Origin of the sequence: Streptomyces sp. E2N166 (assembly GCF_003671715.1) — a bacterium.
GTDB classification, from domain to species: Bacteria; Actinomycetota; Actinomycetes; order Streptomycetales; family Streptomycetaceae; genus Streptomyces; species Streptomyces thinghirensis.
The window spans coordinates 981,671-1,000,690 of record NZ_RAIF01000032.1; the positions used below are offsets into that span (position 1 = coordinate 981,671).

19 protein-coding genes and 2 pseudogenes are annotated in these 19,020 nt (G+C 73.3%); 13 read left to right on the forward strand and 8 right to left on the reverse strand.

Annotation, left to right across the window (positions count from 1 at the left end):
• Nucleotides 1–407 (reverse strand): carboxymuconolactone decarboxylase family protein (locus EBH09_RS31340; RefSeq protein ID WP_345940965.1); only part of this gene is annotated, 407 nt, incomplete at its 3' end.
• A gap of 166 nt (nt 408–573) precedes the next feature.
• Between EBH09_RS31340 and EBH09_RS31345 the strand changes: the two genes are divergently transcribed.
• Entirely contained in the window at nt 574–1,767 is a 1,194-nt protein-coding gene (locus EBH09_RS31345; RefSeq protein ID WP_121750231.1) for an MBL fold metallo-hydrolase, read from the forward strand.
• A gap of 480 nt (nt 1,768–2,247) precedes the next feature.
• A pseudogene (locus tag EBH09_RS31350) lies at nt 2,248–2,529 on the forward strand (ATP-binding protein); the annotation flags it as partial.
• A gap of 10 nt (nt 2,530–2,539) precedes the next feature.
• Here the strand turns inward: EBH09_RS31350 and EBH09_RS31355 are convergent.
• A complete protein-coding gene (locus tag EBH09_RS31355; protein WP_121750233.1) occupies nt 2,540–3,328 on the reverse strand; it encodes a VTT domain-containing protein in 789 nt (262 codons plus the stop codon).
• 49 nt (nt 3,329–3,377) lie between these two features.
• Here EBH09_RS31355 and EBH09_RS31360 point away from each other — a divergent pair, with 49 nt between their 5' ends.
• From EBH09_RS31360 to EBH09_RS31370, 3 genes are all read left to right on the forward strand, one after another.
• Entirely contained in the window at nt 3,378–4,100 is a 723-nt protein-coding gene (locus EBH09_RS31360; RefSeq protein ID WP_121751098.1) for a DNA alkylation repair protein, read from the forward strand.
• A gap of 281 nt (nt 4,101–4,381) precedes the next feature.
• Nucleotides 4,382–5,572, forward strand: a complete 1,191-nt coding sequence (gene tuf, locus EBH09_RS31365; protein WP_121750234.1) for an elongation factor Tu — start codon at nt 4,382–4,384, stop codon at nt 5,570–5,572.
• A gap of 100 nt (nt 5,573–5,672) precedes the next feature.
• Nucleotides 5,673–6,518 carry a fused MFS/spermidine synthase gene (locus EBH09_RS31370; RefSeq protein ID WP_121750235.1) on the forward strand — a complete coding sequence of 282 codons (846 nt, stop codon included), beginning with the start codon at nt 5,673–5,675 and terminating at the stop codon, nt 6,516–6,518.
• Between the two features lie 21 nt (nt 6,519–6,539).
• On the opposite strand, the gene EBH09_RS31375 is transcribed toward EBH09_RS31370, so the two are convergent.
• Entirely contained in the window at nt 6,540–7,559 is a 1,020-nt protein-coding gene (locus EBH09_RS31375; protein WP_121750236.1) for a hypothetical protein, read from the reverse strand.
• A gap of 84 nt (nt 7,560–7,643) precedes the next feature.
• The gene (locus tag EBH09_RS31380) at nt 7,644–8,570 is read right to left on the reverse strand and encodes a hypothetical protein (protein ID WP_121750237.1); all 927 of its coding nucleotides are present in this window, start codon (nt 8,568–8,570) and stop codon (nt 7,644–7,646) included.
• Between the two features lie 85 nt (nt 8,571–8,655).
• Here EBH09_RS31380 and EBH09_RS31385 point away from each other — a divergent pair, with 85 nt between their 5' ends.
• Complete coding sequence (locus EBH09_RS31385; RefSeq protein ID WP_121750238.1) at nt 8,656–9,093, forward strand: DUF4442 domain-containing protein; 438 nt, start codon at nt 8,656–8,658, stop codon at nt 9,091–9,093.
• A 108-nt stretch (nt 9,094–9,201) separates the two neighbouring features.
• On the forward strand, nt 9,202–9,855 hold the full coding sequence (locus EBH09_RS31390; RefSeq protein WP_121750239.1) for a DedA family protein: 654 nt from the start codon (nt 9,202–9,204) through the stop codon (nt 9,853–9,855).
• A gap of 3 nt (nt 9,856–9,858) precedes the next feature.
• On the opposite strand, the gene EBH09_RS31395 is transcribed toward EBH09_RS31390, so the two are convergent.
• Nucleotides 9,859–10,392 carry a gamma carbonic anhydrase family protein gene (locus tag EBH09_RS31395; protein ID WP_121750240.1) on the reverse strand — a complete coding sequence of 178 codons (534 nt, stop codon included), beginning with the start codon at nt 10,390–10,392 and terminating at the stop codon, nt 9,859–9,861.
• 107 nt (nt 10,393–10,499) lie between these two features.
• Here EBH09_RS31395 and EBH09_RS31400 point away from each other — a divergent pair, with 107 nt between their 5' ends.
• Nucleotides 10,500–11,303: an acyltransferase gene (locus EBH09_RS31400; protein WP_121751099.1), complete on the forward strand. Its 804-nt coding sequence runs from the start codon at nt 10,500–10,502 to the stop codon at nt 11,301–11,303.
• 91 nt (nt 11,304–11,394) lie between these two features.
• Nucleotides 11,395–11,952: a YbaK/EbsC family protein gene (locus EBH09_RS31405; RefSeq protein ID WP_121750241.1), complete on the forward strand. Its 558-nt coding sequence runs from the start codon at nt 11,395–11,397 to the stop codon at nt 11,950–11,952.
• 4 nt (nt 11,953–11,956) lie between these two features.
• Here EBH09_RS31405 and EBH09_RS31410 read toward each other — a convergent pair whose 3' ends face one another.
• Nucleotides 11,957–13,039 (reverse strand): cation diffusion facilitator family transporter, encoded by a 1,083-nt coding sequence (locus EBH09_RS31410; protein ID WP_121750242.1) that lies wholly within the window; start codon nt 13,037–13,039, stop codon nt 11,957–11,959.
• Nucleotides 13,040–13,106: 67 nt separating this feature from the next.
• On the opposite strand from EBH09_RS31410, the gene EBH09_RS31415 reads away from it, so the two are divergent.
• On the forward strand, nt 13,107–13,466 hold the full coding sequence (locus EBH09_RS31415; RefSeq protein WP_193776635.1) for a metalloregulator ArsR/SmtB family transcription factor: 360 nt from the start codon (nt 13,107–13,109) through the stop codon (nt 13,464–13,466).
• A 99-nt stretch (nt 13,467–13,565) separates the two neighbouring features.
• Here EBH09_RS31415 and EBH09_RS39455 read toward each other — a convergent pair.
• Nucleotides 13,566–14,165 (reverse strand): annotated as a pseudogene (locus EBH09_RS39455) (FAD-dependent monooxygenase); the annotation flags it as partial.
• A gap of 131 nt (nt 14,166–14,296) precedes the next feature.
• Between EBH09_RS39455 and EBH09_RS31425 the strand changes: the two are divergent.
• The 3 genes from EBH09_RS31425 (at nt 14,297) to EBH09_RS31435 (ending at nt 18,499) form a co-directional block, all read left to right on the forward strand.
• Nucleotides 14,297–15,715: a hypothetical protein gene (locus EBH09_RS31425; RefSeq protein WP_121750244.1), complete on the forward strand. Its 1,419-nt coding sequence runs from the start codon at nt 14,297–14,299 to the stop codon at nt 15,713–15,715.
• Nucleotides 15,716–15,776: 61 nt separating this feature from the next.
• Nucleotides 15,777–17,117: a MoxR family ATPase gene (locus tag EBH09_RS31430; RefSeq protein WP_238697493.1), complete on the forward strand. Its 1,341-nt coding sequence runs from the start codon at nt 15,777–15,779 to the stop codon at nt 17,115–17,117.
• A 137-nt stretch (nt 17,118–17,254) separates the two neighbouring features.
• Entirely contained in the window at nt 17,255–18,499 is a 1,245-nt protein-coding gene (locus EBH09_RS31435) for a VWA-like domain-containing protein (protein WP_238697494.1), read from the forward strand.
• 12 nt (nt 18,500–18,511) lie between these two features.
• On the opposite strand, the gene EBH09_RS31440 is transcribed toward EBH09_RS31435, so the two are convergent.
• Nucleotides 18,512–18,919, reverse strand: coding sequence for a CoA-binding protein (locus tag EBH09_RS31440; RefSeq protein ID WP_121750245.1), 408 nt, complete (start codon nt 18,917–18,919; stop codon nt 18,512–18,514).
• Nucleotides 18,920–19,020: the final 101 nt, after the last annotated feature.

A 19,020-nucleotide genomic window follows, 5' to 3' on the forward strand; every position in this document is an offset into this window, starting at 1 on the left:
TCGGCGAGGCCGTCGCCGACGGCGGGCGGCGTCGCGGTCACGGCCTCGGCGTACTCCATGACGTCCCGCTCCAGCGGCGTGTACGCGTCGCTCTCCCGCCACAACGGAACGTCGTGGAGCTTGCGCCGGTCCATGCCGTGCTCGGCGTTCTCCCAGTACCCGAAGTCCATGCACCAGGAGCATCCGATCGAGGCCGCCGAGGCCATCACCGCGAGCGCCTTCAGATCGGAGTCCAGCCTGTTCCACTTGGCCACGGACTGCTCGAAACGCAGGTCGCCCCAGAGCACGCGCGGGTTGTGGGCGAGCGCCTTGCCGGGGTCGAGGACCTTGCCGTAGGTGCGCCGGGAGTACCACTCCATGACGCGGAGCAGGAGCGTTTGGGGCGGAGTGAGGGATACGCGGGCCATGAGGGCCACCTTCCTGTCCGTGAGTCGTGGCTGGTTCCCGGGCGCTCCGGCGGGGGCGCCCACACCGGTACGACGGGCGGAGGGAACTCGGATGTGACATCGGGCGTTCGAGGTGACGTCGGACGAGACGACAATGAGAGCCTGACCTACTCCACCTGGAGGTACCGTGGCCGGTTTCCGTTCCCCGAACTCGGGGTTCCGCGTGCCGCGGCCGGCGGCCTTCGGCGCGGACCCCGGCGGTGAGCGCATGGCGCGCATCCGCAGATCGCCGCACTTCCGTGACGGGGTCTTCCAGAACCCCGGAGGCGGCGCCCGGACCCGGCCCTCCGGGTCGGCCGCGGAATTCGCCAGGATCTACTTCGACCGGCAGGCCAGGCTCCGTCGCGCGCCGCTGGGCACCGTGCCCGTGCACGCCACCACGCTCGCCGACCTCGCCCGGCCACCCGCCACCGGACTGCGGCTGACCTGGATGGGGCACTCAAGCGTGCTCGCCGAGATCGACGGACAGCGCGTCCTCTTCGACCCGGTCTGGGGCGAGCGCTGCTCCCCGTTCCCCTTCGCCGGCCCCAAGCGGCTGCACCCGGTCCCGGTGCCCTTGGCTTCCCTCGGCCCGGTCGACGTCGTCGTCATCTCCCACGACCACTACGACCACCTGGACATGCCCACGATCAAGGCACTGGCCGGCACGGACACCCTGTTCGCGGTGCCGCTCGGCGTCGGCGCCCACCTCGAACACTGGGGTGTCTCCGCCGGCCGGCTGCGCGAGCTGGACTGGCACGAGTCGACGCGCGTCGGCGGCCTCACCCTGACCGCCACCCCGGCCCGGCACTTCTGCGGACGAGGGCTGCGCAACACCCAGCACACCCTCTGGGCGTCCTGGGTCGTCGCCGGGGAGGAGCACCGCGTCTACCACAGCGGCGACACCGGCTACTTCGACGGCTTCCGGGACATCGGCGCCGCACACGGCCCGTTCGACGCCACGATGATCCAGCTGGGGGCGTACGCCGAGTTCTGGCCGGACATCCACATGACCCCCGGGGAGGGCGTACGCGCCCACCTCGACCTCCAGGGAGGCCGGCCGGGCGGCGCCCTGCTGCCGATCCACTGGGGGACCTTCAACCTCGCGCCGCACGCGTGGGCGGAGCCGGGGGAGTGGACGAGGGACGCCGCTGGGGAGGCGGGGCAGGCGGTGGCCTTCCCCCGTCCCGGCGAGCCGTTCGAGCCGGCGGGGCGGTTGCCCGGGGAACCGTGGTGGCGGACGGTGTCCGGTCCGTTCGCGCATGCGTGGCGGCGCCCCGGTGACGCCGGGAAGAAGGTCGATACGGGCAGCGGTGGTTTCGGCCTCGCGGGCGAGCGGTGAGGGGGCCGCAGAGGTTCCTGGTGAGGTGGTGCCGCATCTGAGGCACGACGGACTCCGCCTCCTGGCGGCCGCCGGCCCGCAGACGCCGCACCGACCGGCCCGGGCATCCGACGGCGCCCGGGCATGCGACCACTAATCCTCCGTCGTCACTCACGGTGACCGAATTTGATCGAGTCGGACCGGTTGCCAGTGCTTCGCGAGCGGAAGCTTCACCGGCTTATCGGGCTGTCGTACGAAGCCTCATACCAGAGCGGGACGTTGTCCGAGGGACTTTGGCAACTGCCCACCGCACATGATGTGCGGGCGACTACTGTCAGTGTCCGTCGGGCGACGTAGACCGGATCTCCCGGTCCGCTCGGTCGACACCGCGACGACGCGTGCCCGCGTGGCGTCGCGTGTCCGCGTGGCACTCGCCACCACGCGCGAGCATCAGGGCCCGATCCGGGCCCGACGGACCAACGGACCAGTACGAGGACCCCGATGTCTCACCTCCGCGCCCCGGCCGCGCGAGCAGACCGCCGCGAGGGCGGGCGGCACGGCCGGCCGGCCTCCCGTACCGCCCCCGCGCTGCCTGAGACCCACATACGCCCCCAACTCCTGCGTCTCGCCGTGCTGCCGCCCGTCGCGGTGGCCCTCGGCGCGAGCGGTACCCGGCTCACCACGACTCTCGTCCACGCCATGCACGAGCGCGGCGCCCGCTACGGCCTGCAGACGATGTGCGAGGCGGGCGGACTCGCCAACGCGATGATCCTGGAGGCGCTGTAAGGCTCCGTCAGCGCCCGCGCAACTGCTTCCGCTTGCGCCAGGCCACCACGGCGCCCGCCAGTCCCGGCAGGGCGATGCAGGCCAGCGCGATCAGGAAGGCGGGGGAGGTCGGTGTCGAGGCGCGGGCGCCGGCGACGGCGTAGGCGGCGGTGTTGGGGATCGACCCCAGCGCGGTCGCCAGCAGGAAGGGCGGCAGGCCCATGCGGGAGACGGCCGCGCAGTAGTTGGCGGCGGCGAACGGCACCCCGGGGAACAGCCGGGCCGCCAGCATCGAGCGGAAACCGTGCCGGCTGAGCTGCCCGTCCGCGGCCTTCAGCCACTTGCCCCGCAGCAGCGGGCGCAGCGCCTCCTGACCCAGCATCCGGCCGAGGCAGAAGGCGATTCCGGCGCCGAGCACCGTCCCCGCCAGCGCGGAGGCGAGGCCCAGCTGCGAACCGAACAGGGCGCCCGCGGCCAGGTTCAGCAGCGGACGCGGCACGAAGGCGACGGTGCACAGGCCGTACGCCACCGCGTACGCGACCGCCGCCGCGGCGCCCCCGAGCTGCGGCGGCCAGCCGTTGGTCAGCAACTGCTGCGGCTGGAACAGCAGAACAGCGGTCGCGGCCGACGCGAGCAGGGCGACGAGCAGGGAGAAGCGGGACCACGGAGAGAGCAGGACTCTCGTCACGCGGGCGGCGAAGCCGGTCGGTGCGGCCGGCGCGACCGGCCCGGCGGCGGTGGCGACGGCGAGCTCCGTTGCTGCGGTCCGGGGAGAGACCGTGGCGGTGCCCCCAGAGCGGGTGGTGGCATCGAACATCCGGTGACACTAACCGACAAATGTGTGTGATCGCCGTATGGTGCGTCTCATGAGCGTCACAGCCGAGGGAATTCCGGACGTGCCGCGCAGCCCTCTCGCCGACACCGTGGTGGAGCGGCTCACCGTCGTGTACGCCGCCGCGGCCGATCCCGAGCGGGCCGTGGCCCTGCGGGCGTACATGAGGGACGTGGCACCTTTCCTCGGCCTGACCTCCCCTGTTCGCCGCAGCCTGTACCGCACCGTCCTGGAAGGTCTGCCCCGCCCGGGAGAGTCGGACTGCGCCGCGGTCGCGCTGCGCTGCTGGCGGCTGCCCGAGCGCGAGTACCACTACTTCGCCGTCGACTTCCTGCGCCGGTATGTGACGCATTGCTCTTCCGGTTTCCTGCCCGTGGTCCGGCATCTGCTCACCACGGTGCCGTGGTGGGACACCGTCGACCTGCTCTCCGCGCACGTCGTCGGAGGGCTGGTCGCGGCCGACCGCGACCTCACGGCCGACATGGACGCCTGGAGCGCGGACGAGGACCGCTGGCTGATCCGCGCGGCGCTGCTCCACCAGCTGCGCTACAGGGAACGCACCGACACCGACCGCCTCTTCGGCTACTGCCTGCGCCGGTCCGGCCACGGCGACTTCTTCGTCCGCAAGGCCATCGGCTGGTGCCTGCGCGAGTACGCCAAGACCGACCCGGACGCCGTACGCGCCTTCGTGACCGAGCACGGGCAACGCCTCGCGCCGCTGTCCGTGCGGGAGGCGCTGCGCAACATCGGGCCTTAGAAGACGGAGCCGTCACTCGAACTCCCGTGCCATGAAAAATCATTCGACGTGGGACAAAGCGTCGGCAAGGATCGGCGTCATGTTCCGGCACGCCTTCCACCTCGCAGCATCCGCCGTCGCGGATGCCCCGAAGGCTGCCGTCCCCTTCTTCAAGGCCGCGACGGCCGCAGTCGACGGCGCCCGAAGCTGACCCTCCCCGGATCGTCCGGCGGACCCCGCAGGGGGAGGGCCGGCCGGCCCCAGGGGTCCCCACCACCGCCACGAGGCTTCGAGGTACCGCCATGTCCAAGACGGCGTACGTCCGCACCAAACCGCATCTGAACATCGGCACGATGGGCCATGTCGACCACGGCAAGACCACTCTGACCGCCGCCATCACCAAGGTGCTCGCCGAGCGCGGCGCCGCCAGCACCACCCAGTACGTCCCGTTCGACCGCATCGACCGCGCCCCGGAGGAGGCGGCGCGCGGCATCACCATCGACATCGCGCACGTCGAGTACGAGACCGACACCCGGCACTACGCGCACGTCGACATGCCGGGTCACGCCGACTACGTCAAGAACATGGTCACCGGCGCCGCCCAGCTCGACGGGGCGATCCTCGTCGTCTCCGCGCTGGACGGGATCATGCCGCAGACCGCCGAACACGTCCTGCTCGCCCGGCAGGTGGGCGTCGACCACATCGTGGTCGCGCTCAACAAGGCCGACGCCGTCGAGGACGGCGAGGACGCGGTACTGACCGACCTGGTCGAGCTGGAGGTGCGGGACCTGCTCACCGCGCACGGCTACGGCGGCGACGCCGTGCCCGTCGTACGGGTGTCGGGGCTGAAGGCGCTGGAGGGCGACCCGCGGTGGTCGGCGTCCGTCGAGGCGCTGCTCGACGCCGTGGACACGTACGTGCCCATGCCCGAGCGGTACCTGGACGCGCCGTTCCTGCTGTCGGTGGAGAACGTGCTCACCATCACCGGCCGCGGCACGGTCGTCACCGGCGCCGTCGAGCGCGGCACCGTCCACGTCGGCGACCGGGTCGAGGTGCTCGGGGCGTCCGTCGAGACGGTCGTCACCGGCCTGGAGACCTTCGGCAAGCCGATGGAAGAGGCCCAGGCCGGGGACAGCGTGGCGCTGCTGCTGCGCGGTGTCGCCCGCGACACGGTGCGTCGCGGCCATGTGGTCGCCGCACCCGGCAGTGTGGTGCCCGCGCGTCGCTTCTCGGCGCGGGTGTACGTGCTGTCGGCGCGCGAGGGCGGGCGTTCGACGCCGGTCGCCACCGGTTATCGGCCGCAGTTCTACATCCGGACCGCGGATGTGGTGGGGGACGTCGACCTCGGGGAGGCGGCAGTCGCCCGGCCCGGCGACACCGTCACGATGACGGTCGAGTTGGGCCGGGAGGTGCCGCTGGAGACGGGGCTCGGGTTCGCCATCCGTGAGGGTGGCAGGACCGTGGGGGCGGGGACCGTGACCACGGTGGGGTGAGTTCCCCTGTCCGTGCGTGGGGGACCGCGGGGCCCGCTGTGGCTGGTCGCGCAGTTCCCCGCGACCCTTCGAGGGCACTTCGCACAGGCACAATGAATAGGTGAACGAGCCCATACCCGTCAGCCGCGTCACCGACCACGGCACCGCCAAGCTCATGCCCGACGTCGACCGGAAGCGGGCCTGGCTGCTCACCGTCGACGGGGCGCCGCAGTCGTACGTCGACCTGGACGAGCCGGCGCACCTGGAGTTCGAGTACACGCGCCGGCTCGGCCACGTCCTGGACACGGTCGCCGAGCCGGGGCGTGCGCTGGACGTGCTGCACCTCGGCGGCGGCGCGTTCACCCTGCCCCGGTACCTGGCCGCCACCCGGCCCGGTTCGCGCCAGGACGTGGTGGAGGCCGACCGGGGGCTGCTGGACCTGGTCGCCGAGCACCTGCCGCTGCCGGACGGCGCGGGCGTCACCGCGCACGGCGCCGACGCCCGCGCCTGGCTGGAGGCCGCGCCCGCGGACTCGGCCGACGTCCTGGTGGCCGATGTCTTCGGGGGTTCACGGGTGCCGGCGCACCTGACCTCCGTCGCCTACGCCCGGGAGGCGGCGCGGGTCCTGCGCGCCGACGGCGTGTACGTGGCCAACCTGGCCGACTCCGCGCCGTTCCCCTTCCTGCGACCGCAACTGGCCGGGTTCGCCGCGCTCTTCGAGGAGCTGGCGCTGATCGCCGAGCCGGGGGTGCTGCGCGGACGCCGCTTCGGCAACGCCGTCCTCGTCGCCGCGCACCGGCCGCTCGACACGGCCGCGCTGGCCCGGCGCACCGCCGCCGACGCCTTCCCCGCCAGGGTCGTGCACGGGCCCGCCCTGCGGAACCTCATCGGCGACGCGCGGCCGGTGCGCGACGAGGACGCCGTACCGTCGCCCGAACCTCCCGCCGGGGCGTTCGGCATCGGCTGAGCAGCGCCCGGCGCCGCGCGCCTACGAGTCGGTCGGCGGTTCCTCGGTGAGGCGCACGGTGCTCAGGATCTTCTGGATCGTCGCCTCCGGGACCTCCTCGTCGACGCCCTTGGCGCCGTACAGGTTCCAGGTGACGAAGTCGCCCGCGCTGTTCTTGAAGGCGAAGGTGATCGCCTTGCCCTCGCTGTCGCACTTCCCCTTCTGGGGCGTGCCCTGCGAGTAAGCGGTGATGACGCTGCCCTTGATGCCGGACGCCGTGGTGTACGCCTTCGGCTTGCCGTACTTCACGCTCTTCTTGTCCGGCTGGGTGTAACCGCCGAAGATCCACCAGGGCACCCGCGTCTCGGCCGCCATGTCGGTGTCCTTGGCGCCGCTCTCACCGCGGGTACCGGTGGTGGCGAGGGCGGTGCTCTCCTTGCGGCCGTCCTTGTTCTCGTCGGTCGTGCACCATTCGGACTTCAGGTAGGCCGGGGCGGTGACCGTGGTGCGGTCGGTCTTGCCCTTCTCCTCCCACTCGAAGCCGACGCTGGTGTCGGTGCTGTCGATCTCCCAGTCGGCGGGCACGTCGAACATGGTGCCGAAGCGCGGGTTGGCGACGACCTTCCAGCCGTCGATGGTCGCCTTCAGCCCGTCGCCGCCCCGCGGGTTTTCCTCGTCGCCGGACGCGCTCGGGTCGGTGGACGGAGTCTCGGACTTGTCCGCGGACGCGCTCGCGGACGGCTTCTTGTCCTTGCCGTCGTCCGCCTGGTCGTCCTTGTCACCGCCCAGCACCAGGAATCCGGTGACACCGGCGGCCACCACCACGGCGAGCGCCGCGACGATCGCGACCACCTTCGTCCGGTTGCCGCCACCGCCACCACCCGGGGACGGCTGCGGAGCCCCCGGGGGCTGCGGAGCGCCCCACTGCTGCTGCCCGTAAGCGCCGGGCTGCTGCTGGTAGCCGGGCTGCTGATACGGATTCGGCTGCTGGTACCCCGGCTGCTGATACGGATTGTTCTGCGGGTTCTGCTCGCCCCCGGGCGGCTGCTGTCCTGGCCACATGAGAGGTCACCCTAATGCCGCCCAGGACACGATTCGGTCACCGGCCCTTGTCAGGGACGTACCGAAGTCGTGAACGTGCGTCCTTCAGGAGTCCGCCGGCGTGAACTCCCTGACGGTGGCGAGGATCTTCCGGACGGTGGCGTCCGGAACCTCGTCGCCGACGTCCGCGGCGCCGAAGAACGACCAGGAGACTAGGTCGCCGTCGGCGGCTTCGAAGGCGAACGTCGTCGCCTTGCCGTCCACGTCGCACTTGCCCTGCTTCGCCACCCCGGACGAGCGGGAGGTGGCGACACTGCCCTTGATGCCGGAGGCGGTGGTGAAGGGGGTCACCGGTCCGGTCGTGACCTTGTCGCGGGCCGGCTGGGCGAAGGCTCCGTAGACCCAGGCCGCCGAGTCGTTCCGGGCGATCTCCTCGGTGCCGCGCGCACCGTTGTTGCCGCGTGTGCCGGCGCTCGCCAGCGGTGTGTCGTCGACCCGGCCGTCCCGGTCGCCGTCCGCGGAGCACCACTTCTCCTTGAGGACGGCCGGGGCCTTCATGGCGACCAGGGGCTTCTCCTCCGGGTCGTCGTCCTGCGCGACGTAGGTGACCCAGGTGGGCGACTGAGGCACCCAGGAGGCCGGTACGTCGAAGGCGATGCCCACCTCGGGGTTGGCCACGACGCGCCAGCCCGCGACGGTCGGCTCCGGGTCGTCCTTCCCGTCCCGCGGATCGTCGGCGGCCGACGCGGATGCCGGGGCAGAGGCGGTGGGGCCGGGCTCGGCCCGGTCATCCTCGTCCCCGCCCACGAGGCCGGCCCCGGTCGCGGCGGCGGCCACCACGACGACCGCGGCGGCGGCGAGGGCGACGAGTTTCGTACGGCCGCCGGGACCCCGCCCGGGCGGCGTGGCGGCCGTGACCGCGGGTGCGTTCCAGGAGGCGGGTCGCTGCCCGGCGTAGGGCTGTTGCCGCTGATGGCCGGGCTGCCGGTACGGGCTGGGGTCACCGGCGGGGGGCTGCTCTCCTGGCCACATGGGCGGCAAGCATACGGCGATCATGACGGGTACCTGGCCACGAGATGCTACTCATGGGTAACCTTCCGCCATGAGCGCAGATCAGATGTCGATCGGCGAGTTGCTCGCCGCCACGGTGCCGATGGTCCGGACCCTGAACCTCGAGTACCTGGAGACCACTCCGGAGAAGGCCGTGCTGGCCCTTCCGGACCAGAGCGAGTACCGCAACCACGTCGGCGGACCGCACGCCGGAGCCATGTTCACGCTGGGCGAGTCGGCCAGCGGCGCGATCGTGCTCGCCGCCTTCGGCGACCAGCTCTCGCGGGCGGTGCCGCTGCCGGTCACCGCGGAGATCGCCTTCAAGAAGATCGCGCTCGGCCCGGTCACGGCCACCGCGACACTCGGCCGCCCCGTCGCCGAGGTCGTCGCGGAGCTGGACGAGGGCGGCCGCCCCGAGTTCCCGGTGAGCGTCGCCATCCAGCGCGAGGACGGTGCCGTGACCGGTGAGATGACCGTCATATGGACCCTGCGTCCCAACAGCTGACGCCCGTCGAACCGGTAGGCTTCCCGGGTCGCCTCGTTCGAGGCGACCCGGGAAGCGGCGCGAGACCCACCCGGAACGCATCAGGGACGCGAATCGGAGGGTCCGGCCTTGCACGTCCAGGAGTGGCTCGACACGGTGCCCGCGGCGGCCGTCTACGCCGTCGTCGGACTGGTCATCGGTCTGGAGAGCCTGGGCATCCCCTTGCCGGGCGAGATCATCCTGGTCTCGGCGGCCCTGCTGTCCTCCCAGCACGGTGGCGTCGACCCGCTGGTCCTGGGAGCCTGCGCCGGCGCGGGCGCGGTGATCGGCGACTCCATCGGGTACGCCATCGGCCGCAAGGGAGGCCGGCCGCTCCTGGCCTGGCTGGGCGGGAAATTCCCCAGGCACTTCAGCGAAGGGCACATCGCCACCGCCGAACGGTCCTTCCAGAAGTGGGGCATGTGGGCCGTTTTCTTCGGCCGCTTCGTCGCCCTGCTCCGCATTTTCGCGGGCCCGCTGGCCGGCGTGCTGCGGATGCCGTACTGGAAGTTCCTGATCGCCAACGTCCTCGGCGGCATCGTCTGGGCGGGCGGCACCACCGCCGTCATCTACTACGTCGGTGTCGTCGCCGAGTCCTGGCTCAAACGCTTCTCCTGGCTGGGCCTGGTGGTGGCCGTGGGCATCGGTGTCGCGTCGATGCTGGTGCTCAAGCGCAAGGCCGGGCGGGCCGCGCCGGAACAGGACGCGGCGGCCGGGCCGGAGCCGGCCCCGGCCGCCGACTGAACCTCACGGTCCCTCGTGGACCTCGTGATGCGCCTTCGCCAGCTCCGCGTACATCGTGCCGTTCAGCGTGACCCCCTGACGCTCCTCCTCCGTCAGCTCCCGCCTCACCTTGGCCGGCACCCCCGCGACCAGCGAGCCCGGCGGCACCTCCATCCCCTGGGGCACCAACGCCTGCGCCGCGACCAGCGACCCGGCGCCGATCACCGCGCCGTTGAGGACCGTGGCGCCCATGCCGATCAGGCAGTCGTCCTCCACGGTCGCGCCGTGCACCACGGCGTTGTGCCCGATGGAGACGCGCTCGCCGACGGTGACGGGGAAGCCGGGGTCGGCGTGGAGCGTGCAGTTGTCCTGGACGTTGCTGCTCGCGCCGACGGAGATCCGCTCGACGTCGCCGCGCAGCACCGCGCCGTACCAGACGCTCGCTCCCGCGTGGAGCGTCACGTCCCCGATCACCGAGGACGTAGGCGCCACGAAGGCCTCCGCGTCCACCTTCGGGTCCTTGCCGCCGATGCCCGTGATCAGCGCCTGCTGCGTCATCATCGCCTCCTGCTCGGGTGATGTACGGCACCGTACGCCACCCGGTGGGGTGAAGATCACAGGCCTCCGAAGTCATGGCCGCACCGCGTGCCGACTACCGTGAGCGGGTGCCGAAGCGCAAGAACACGTATCCGTCCTGGCGGAGCCGCCTCGCGCAGCGGGCCGTCCACGCCGGCTGGGCCTGGGTGCAGCGCACCGGCTCCGTCACCGCCGCACACCCCGGACGCTTCCGCTTCGGGGCGCTGGGCACGGGCACCCGGCTCGCCTTCCCGCTCGGTACGGTCTTCGGTGAGCCCTGGATCCACGTCGGCGCCCACTGCATCATCGGCGAGCAGGTGACCCTGACCGCCGGACTCATGCCCGACCTCGACCTCGGCCCCGAGCCCATCCTGCGCATCGGAGACGGAGTGGTCCTCGGCCGCGGCAGCCACGTCATCGCGGACACCACGGTCACCATCGGCAGCGACTGCTACTTCGGCCCGTACGTCTACGTCACCTCCACCAACCACTCCTACGACGACCCGCACCAGCCCATCGGCAAGCAGTGGCCCCGGATGGACCCCGTGGAGATCGGCTCCGGCTGCTGGATCGGCACCGGCGCGGTGATCCTGCCCGGCGCCCGGATCGGGCGGAACGTGGTGGTCGCCGCCGGTGCCGTGGTCCGGGGCACGGTCCCCGACCACGCCGTGGTGGCGGGCGCGCCGGCCCGTGTCGTACGGCGCTGGACGCCCGGCGAGGGCTGGCAGCCGCCGCTGCGGACGCCCGCCCCGGTGCCGATACCCGACGGGGTCACACCGGGACAGCTGCGGGCGCTCTCGAAGCTGGACGACGAGGCGGTGGCCCGGCTCGCCGAGCTGGACGACCGGGCGGAGGAGGCGGGCAGGCTCGCGGAGCCGGCCGCCGAGAGCTGACAGCGGCGGACCCGGTGCCGCCCGTGTGCCGGGACGCCCGTACGCCGAGACGCCCGTTCGCGGTGCCGGCCGCTGTTGTTAGCGTGCGGCCGTGCACGCACCCTTCGGGAACTTCGACAACGCCACGCCGGCTCCGGACGCCTTCGACGAGCTGACCCGGCCGGTTGCCGACGCCGTACGCCACTGGCGCGGGAGCGTCCCCGCCGACCAGATCGTCTATGTCGACACCGACCCGGAGTGGGCGGACACCGCCACCTTCGTCGAGCACTACGGCCGTGAGCTGCTCGAACAGTCCGCGAACTGCGTAGTGGTCACCGGCAGGCGGGGCGGCGGCACGACGCTGGCCGCCTGTGTGGTGCTCTCCACCACCCGGGTCGACGTCAACGGTGTCGTACGCCGCCACCTCGGCGCGCGCAAGGCGTCCTTCGCCTCGATGGACACGGCGACCGGCGAGACCGGCATGGAGTACGGGGGCATCACCCCGGTCGGCCTGCCCGGCGACTGGCCCGTGCTGGTGGACTCGGCCGTGGTCGACCTGCCGTACGTCCTCGTCGGCAGCGGACGCCGGCGCGGCAAGCTGCTGGTGCCGGGCAAGGTCTTCGCGGAGCTGCCGGGAGCCGTGGTACTGGAGGGGCTGGGCGTCGCCTGACCCTTCACGCGGTGGCGTGGTGGGCCAGCGCCAGGTGCGGGTCCGTCTCGCCCGGGGCCGGTGCCGGGTCGGCGTGGACCAGGGCGGCGGTGAGCCGCGGGACGGCGTGCAGCAGGGCGTGCTCCGCCTCGACGGCGATGCGATGCGCCTGCCGGACCGTCGCCTCGCCGTCCACCACCAGGGCCACCTCGGCGCGCAGCCGGTGCCCGATCCAGCGCAGCCGCAGCTCACCCACCCCGCGCACGCCGGGTACCTCGGCCAGTACGCGCTCGGCCCGGTCCACCAGCGCCGGATCGACGGCGTCCATCAGGCGCCGGAACACCTCGCGCGTCGCGTCCCGCAGGACCAGGACGATCGCGGCCGTGATCGCCAGCCCGACGACCGGGTCGGCGAGTCGCCATCCCAGGGCCGCGCCGCCCGCGCTCAGCAGCACGGCCAGTGACGTGTAGCCGTCCGTCCGGGCGTGCAGTCCGTCGGCGACCAGTGCGGCGGAGCCGATCGACCGGCCCACGCGCATCCGGTAGCGGGCCACCCACTCGTTGCCGGCGAAGCCGACCAGGGCGGCGACGGCCACCGCCGGGACGTGTGCGACCGGGCGCGGGTCGAGCAACCGGTCCACCGCCGTCCACGCCGCCAGGACCGCGGACGCGGCGATCGTCAGCACGATGACGACGCCCGCGAGATCCTCCGCCCGCCCGTAGCCGTACGTGAAGCGCCGGGTGGCCGCGCGCCGGCCCAGGACGAAGGCGATGCCCAGCGGTACGGCGGTCAGCGCGTCCGCGGTGTTGTGCACCGTGTCGCCGAGCAGGGCCACCGACCCGGAGACCACCACCACGCCCGCCTGAGCCACCGCCGTCGCGCCGAGCACCGCCAGCGACACCCACAGGGCGCGCAGCCCACGGGCCGAGGACTCCAGCGCCGGGTCCAGCTTGTCGGCGCTCTCGTGGGAGTGCGGGGCGAGACGGTGCGCGAGGCGGCGCCACGGGCTGGCGGGGGAGGAGGGGGAGGAGTGGCCGGGGGTGTGGGGATCGTGGTGCTGGTGCTGGTGCTGGTGCTGGTGCTGGTGCTGCCGGTGCGGGTCGCTCACGGGGTGCCCCTTCCGGTGTTCCGGTGCGGTGGTGGACTCCTGGCGTCCAACAGACCATTATGTGCGTATGAGCGCACGCATGCACCTATCACCTGCGGACGATGCGCACCCGCGCACCCCCGGCGAGGAGCAGTTCGCGCTCGCCGCCGAGGTCCTCGCCCTGCTCGGCGACCGCACCCGCCTGACCCTGCTGCACGCCCTGTCCGCCGGGGAGGCCGACGTCACCACCCTGACCGGGGCGTGCGGGGCCGCCCGGCCCGCGGTCAGCCAGCACCTGGCCCGGCTGCGGCTCGCGGGGCTCGTGAGCACCCGGAAGGAAGGACGGCGGGTCGTGTACGCGCTGCGTGACGGGCACCTGCGCCGCCTGGTCGACGAGGCGCTGAACGTGGCCGACCACCGGCTCGGCGACCGGCCGCTCCACGACTGAGAGGGAGTATCGGCCGCCGGTACGGGCGCCGAGGTATTGCTCGGCGAACGCCGCCGCCACGGGTGAGTCGAACAGTCGCCGCAGCCGCGCCCGCGTGGGGACCTGCTCGCGCGGCCAGTTGTCCGGGTCGTCGCCCGGCGGGCACCGGAGGTAGTAGCGGGTCACCTCGGGGCTGCGCGCCATGTGTCCGGCGAAACCGCGCGGATGCATGCCGAAGACGACAAGCCGAGGACGGCGGTGCCTCCGCCGGCCGGCCGACGCCGTAGTCGTGGTGTGCGACACGGACGCGATCGGGCGCCGGCGCCGCCCGCGACACCCCGCGTGCCCCGTCGCAACCGGCGACGAAGCCGGCTTCCACGAAACGCCGTTCACCGGAATCGGGGCACGTGTACGCACCGACGGCCGGCCGGACTCCAGCCCGTGCGGGCCGACGCCCCGTACGCCGAACCGGATCTCCCCGCCCCGCACGTCCGCGTACTCCCGGGCCAGGTCCGTCACCAGGAACTACCGCGGACAGATAAAGTGGTGACGGCCCGTCAGCCCGGTGTGCCCGAACCGGTACCGCGCCCCGTCGAACCGGAACTCGCACTCGGTGTGCGCCCGCGCCCGCTCCAACAGGTTCCGCGCCAGTCCGCGCCGTTGCAGCCCGCGTACGGCCCACTCCTCGATGACCCCGGCGCGGGGCCGCCGCTCGATCCACGGGGATGCTCCGGGCGGGCCTGCCGCGCGGAAAAAACCTGGCAGGTCGGTGTCGGCGCGGCTATGCTCCCCGCGATGACTACTCCTCCTGTCTTCAGATTGGGGGACCCGTCCGCGCAAGGTGAGTGCTGATGCTCACTCACGCCGCGAACGGAGACTCCCGCCTCTCCTTCTGGCCGCGCGTGCGCGAGTTCGCCGTGCCGCCCTCCATGATCGATGCCGCGACCGCCCGCCGCCGTGCCGGGGACTGGGCCGGGGCGTGCGCCGCCGCGAGCATCGACGTCGACCTCGACCTGCGTTCCGTGGCGCGCACACACGGCCACGACCTCGCGACCCGTGTCCGGGCCGATCTGCGCCACCTCGCTCCCGACCTGCTGCGCTGGCACATGCCGAGAATCGCTCCGGACGGGCTGCTGCGGCCTGGCCTTACGCTCACCCTGGCGCGGTACGGCATCGCGGGACGCGACGGACCGCCTCCGGTGCATCTCGTGGTCCGGACCCCGCCCGCCCGGGCGGACGGCGGCCAGCGGATCAGCCTGGCCCTGTGGGACGGCTCCGGCCCGGAAACCGGTGTCCCATGGCACCCGCATCCGCGGCCCAGCCGGCGGTTCCGGCTCGACCTGCACCGCCACCTGTGGGACGCCCGCCGGACCGATGAACTGCGGGTCCGGTCGGGGGCCGGCCTGCCACCCGCTGACGACCCGCCCCGACGTCCCGAACCGCCCGGGACGATGCCTCCGGGGCTTCGCTGTGCCGTCGGCCGGTGGGCGGCGGAGGCGGGGTTCCTGCTCCGGGCCGAGGGCTCGCCGACGCCCGGCACCCACACCGTCACCGTGCGGCTCGGGGCCGGGCGACGGCTGGCCCTGGTACTGGCCACGGAACGGATCGGCGCCGGTCCGCACCTACTGCGGATCGACGAGGCGCGCACCGGCGGAGCCGCCTCCGCGCTGCCGCTGCTGCCCGACGCGGCGACCTGGGTGCCACCCGACCTGGAACTGGTGCGCGCCGGTGCGATCCAGATCGGCCGGCTGCATCCGCTGGTCGCCTCCGCGCTGGCACCGGACCACATGCCGGCCGCCGCGTCGTCCCGGGCTCCGGACTCGGGCGCGGCGGGCCAACCCCGGCTCGTTGACTGCCGGGGAGCCCGGCACCGGATCGGCCTCGTCGACGGGGTGCTGGCGGCCCTCGACCACGACCCGGCGGAGATCCGCCGCGAGGAGATGCTGGCCGAGCTGACCGGCACGCCGCTGCCCTGCCTCCAGGTCATCGACGAGGCGCACCGACGTCCGGAGTGCCTCCCCGACATCCGCGAACGCCTCAACCACGGCGACACCACCGGCGCCCTCGCCGTCGTCGAAGCGCTGCTGGGCCCCGCCGCACGCCTGCGCGACGGCGCCCTGCGCGACGAACTCGAGGCCGCCGCGCTGCGGCGGATCACGTACGGGATGTTCCGCGCGGGCCTCGACGGACCCGGGCCGCGGCGCGTCGGTCCGGACCGTCACCGTCCCCGCGCAGCACGCTCCCACCCGCGCCACGCGACCCGCGCCTGACCCCGGGGACGTCCCTCCCCGCACCGGCTTCCGCCCACGACGAACTCTCAGGTGATGACATATGACGACTTGTGCGCCCTCGGATCGCGTACCCGCCGCCGGTCCGCCCGCCGCTCCGTCGGCTCCCTCGAACCCCTCCGCTTCCCCCGCTCCCTCCGACCCCACCGCTCCCCCCGTCGCCCCCTCGCAGCTCGACGTCGCCGGTGAGCTGCTGACCCTGCTGCGCGACGCGACAACCGAGCCGCGGCCCGACACCCAACTGGAGGCTCTCACCCTGGCCGTGGCCGCCGACCTTCCCGTGCTGCTGTGGGGCGAGCCCGGGATCGGCAAGACCGCGGCCCTGACCCAGCTCGCGGACGCCCTGGACCTTCCGCTCACCACCGTGATCGCCAGCGTGCACGAACCGTCCGACTTCTCCGGGCTGCCCGTCGTCGGCGACGATCCCGCGGAACAGGGCGTCCCGATGGCCCCGCCGGACTGGGCGGTGCGCCTCGTACGGGCCGGCCGGGGCCTGCTGTTCCTGGACGAGCTGTCCACCGCTCCGCCCGCCGTTCAGGCCGCCCTGCTCCGTCTCGTCCTCGAACGGCGGATCGGCGCCCTGCGACTGCCGCCCGGGGTCAGGATCGTGGCCGCCGCCAACCCCCGGTCCTCTGCGGCCGACGGCTGGGAGCTGAGCCCGCCGTTGGCCAACCGGTTCGTCCACCTCCAGTGGACCCACGACCACGACGTCGTCCTCCGGGGTCTCGGCGGGACCTGGCCCCGGGCGACCCTGCCACGGCTCGATCCGGACGGTCTCGCGGAGGCCGTGCGCTACGCGCGCCGCGCGGTGTGCGAGTTCCTCACCGCCCGCCCCGGTCTGGTGCACCGGCTGCCGAGCGGCGAGACGCGCCGGGGCGGCGCCTGGCCGTCGCCCCGGAGCTGGGAGATGACCCTGTGCCTGATCGCCTTCGCGACCGCGGCCGGCTCCTCCAGGGAGGTGCTGTCCCTTCTGGTGCGCGGCACCGTGGGCGACGGTCCCGGGCTGGAGCTGATGGCCGGACTGGACCGGATGGACCTCCCGGACCCCGAGACGCTGCTCGCCGACCCGTCGGGTGCCGTCCTGCCCGAGCGGGGGGACCTGCGCCAGGCCGTGCTCGACGGCGTGGTGGCCGCGGTACGCAAGCACCCCGACAAGTCCCGCTGGGACGCGGCGTGGGCGCTGCTGGCGCGGGCCATGGAGACCGGTGCCCCGGACGTCGTGGTCGTCCCCGCCACCACGCTCGCCGGCCTGCGGCAGCAGGACTGGGACGTCCCGGCGTCCATCGACCGTCTCGCCGGAGCCATGGCCCTCTCCCGGTGTGCGGACCGGGCGGCGGATCGAGCGGCGGCTCGGACCGCGGGCGCCGCGAAGGCGGCACGATGACATCGGCCGCGTCGGTCACGGCGACGAACGCGCAGGCTCCGGCGGACGCCAGGCCCGCGGCTCCGACTCCGGCTGCGGCTCCGAGTCCCGCTGCGGCTCCGAGTCCTGCTCCGGCTCCGAGTCCTGCTCCGGCCCCGGTGAGGCTCGACCGGGACAAGCTGTTCGCCGCCCGCCTGCGGGCCGCCAGGGCCCGGCCCTACCTGGCGACGGCGCTGTTCGCCCTGCACGTCGTCCCGTCGCGCCGGGTGCCGACGATGGCCGTCGACCGGTACTGGCGGTGCTACGCCTCACCGGTCTTCGTGGACCGGACGCCCGTGGAGGAACTGGCCGGCGTCTGGGTGCACGAGGTGTCGCACCTGCTGCGCGACCACCACGGGCGCAGTGACCGGGTCGCGCGCGAGCGAGGGCTGACGGGACCCGCGGAACGGCTGCGCATGAACATCGCCGCGGACTGCGAGATCAACGACGACGTGTTCGGCGACGGGCTGGTCCGGCCCGAGGGCGCGGTCGAGCCGCGGCTTCTGAAGCTGCCCGAGGGACAGCTCATGGAGGACTACCTGCGTCAGTTCCGGCTGGGGCGGCTCACCGAGAGCCTGGCCTGGCTGGACTGCGGCAGCGGCGCCGACGGGCTGGAACGGTCGTGGGACCTCGGGCCGGACGGTGCGGACGGGCTCAGCGAACAGGAAAGGGACGCGGTGCGGTTCCGGGTGGCGCAGGGCATCAAGGCCCGCCCGGGGCGGGCACCGAAGGGATGGCGGCGCTGGGCGGAACAGGCATTCCATTCTCCACAGCCGTGGCGGGAGTTGCTGGGAGCCGCGGTCCGCTCGGCGGCTTCCGGAGGCGGCGCGGGCGAGGACTACACGTACGGCCGGCCGTCGCGGCGCTCGGTGTCCATGCCCGGCGTCGTACTGCCGAGCCTGCGGCGCAGACCGCCCCGGGTGGCCGTGGTCATCGACACCTCCGGGTCGGTCAGCGACGCGGAACTGGGCAGCGCGCTCCTGGAGGTCGCCGCCATCGCCCGCGCCGTCGGCGGCCGCCGCGACCTGGTCACGGTGGTGCCCTGCGACGCGGCGGCCCGGGTCGCGCACTCCCTGTGCCGTGCCGAGGGGATCCCGCTGGTGGGCGGGGGCGGCACGGACCTGCGCACGGGTTTCGCCAAGGCACTGCGCGCGCGTCCCGCACCGGACGCCGTCGTGGTCCTGACCGACGGGCAGACGCCATGGCCGGACACACGACCGCCGTGCCGGACGGTGGTGGGTCTGTTCCCCCGCGACGGGACGGGCGATTCCTGGGACGAGAACAATCCCGAGTACGCGCCCGACTCACCGCCCGACTGGGCGCGCGTGGTGGAGATCGGGTCGGACCCGGCAGGTGGCCGGTGAGGCGTCGCCGGGTCAGCCCAGCCGGGGGATCTCGATCGCCGGGCAGCGGTCCATCACCATCTCCAGGCCCGCGGCCCGGGTCCGCTCGTACGCGGCCTCGTCGATCACCCCGAGCTGGAACCAGACGGCCCCGGCGCCCTTCGCGACCGCCTCGTCGGCGACCGGGCCCGCCAGGTCGCTGTTGACGAAGACGTCGACGACGTCCACGCCGAAGGGGATGTCCGAGAGGGAGGCGTACCCCCGCTCGCCGTGCACCGTCTCCGCCTTGGGATGCACCGGCACGACGCGCTTGCCGAAGCGTCGCAGGACTTCGGCGACGCCGTACGCGGCGCGTTCCCGATTGGACGAGAGACCCACCACGGCCCAGGTGTCGCCGAGCTCGGTGAGGATCTTGCGGACGGTTGCCTCGTCGCCGTACACCGGCGGCCTCCTAGTGCTCCTGGACGACTCGCGTGTTCGCGTCCTCCGCTCGGGACAACGGGCGGCGGCGTGCGGAGATTCCCCGCGCGGCGGGGGAGGGC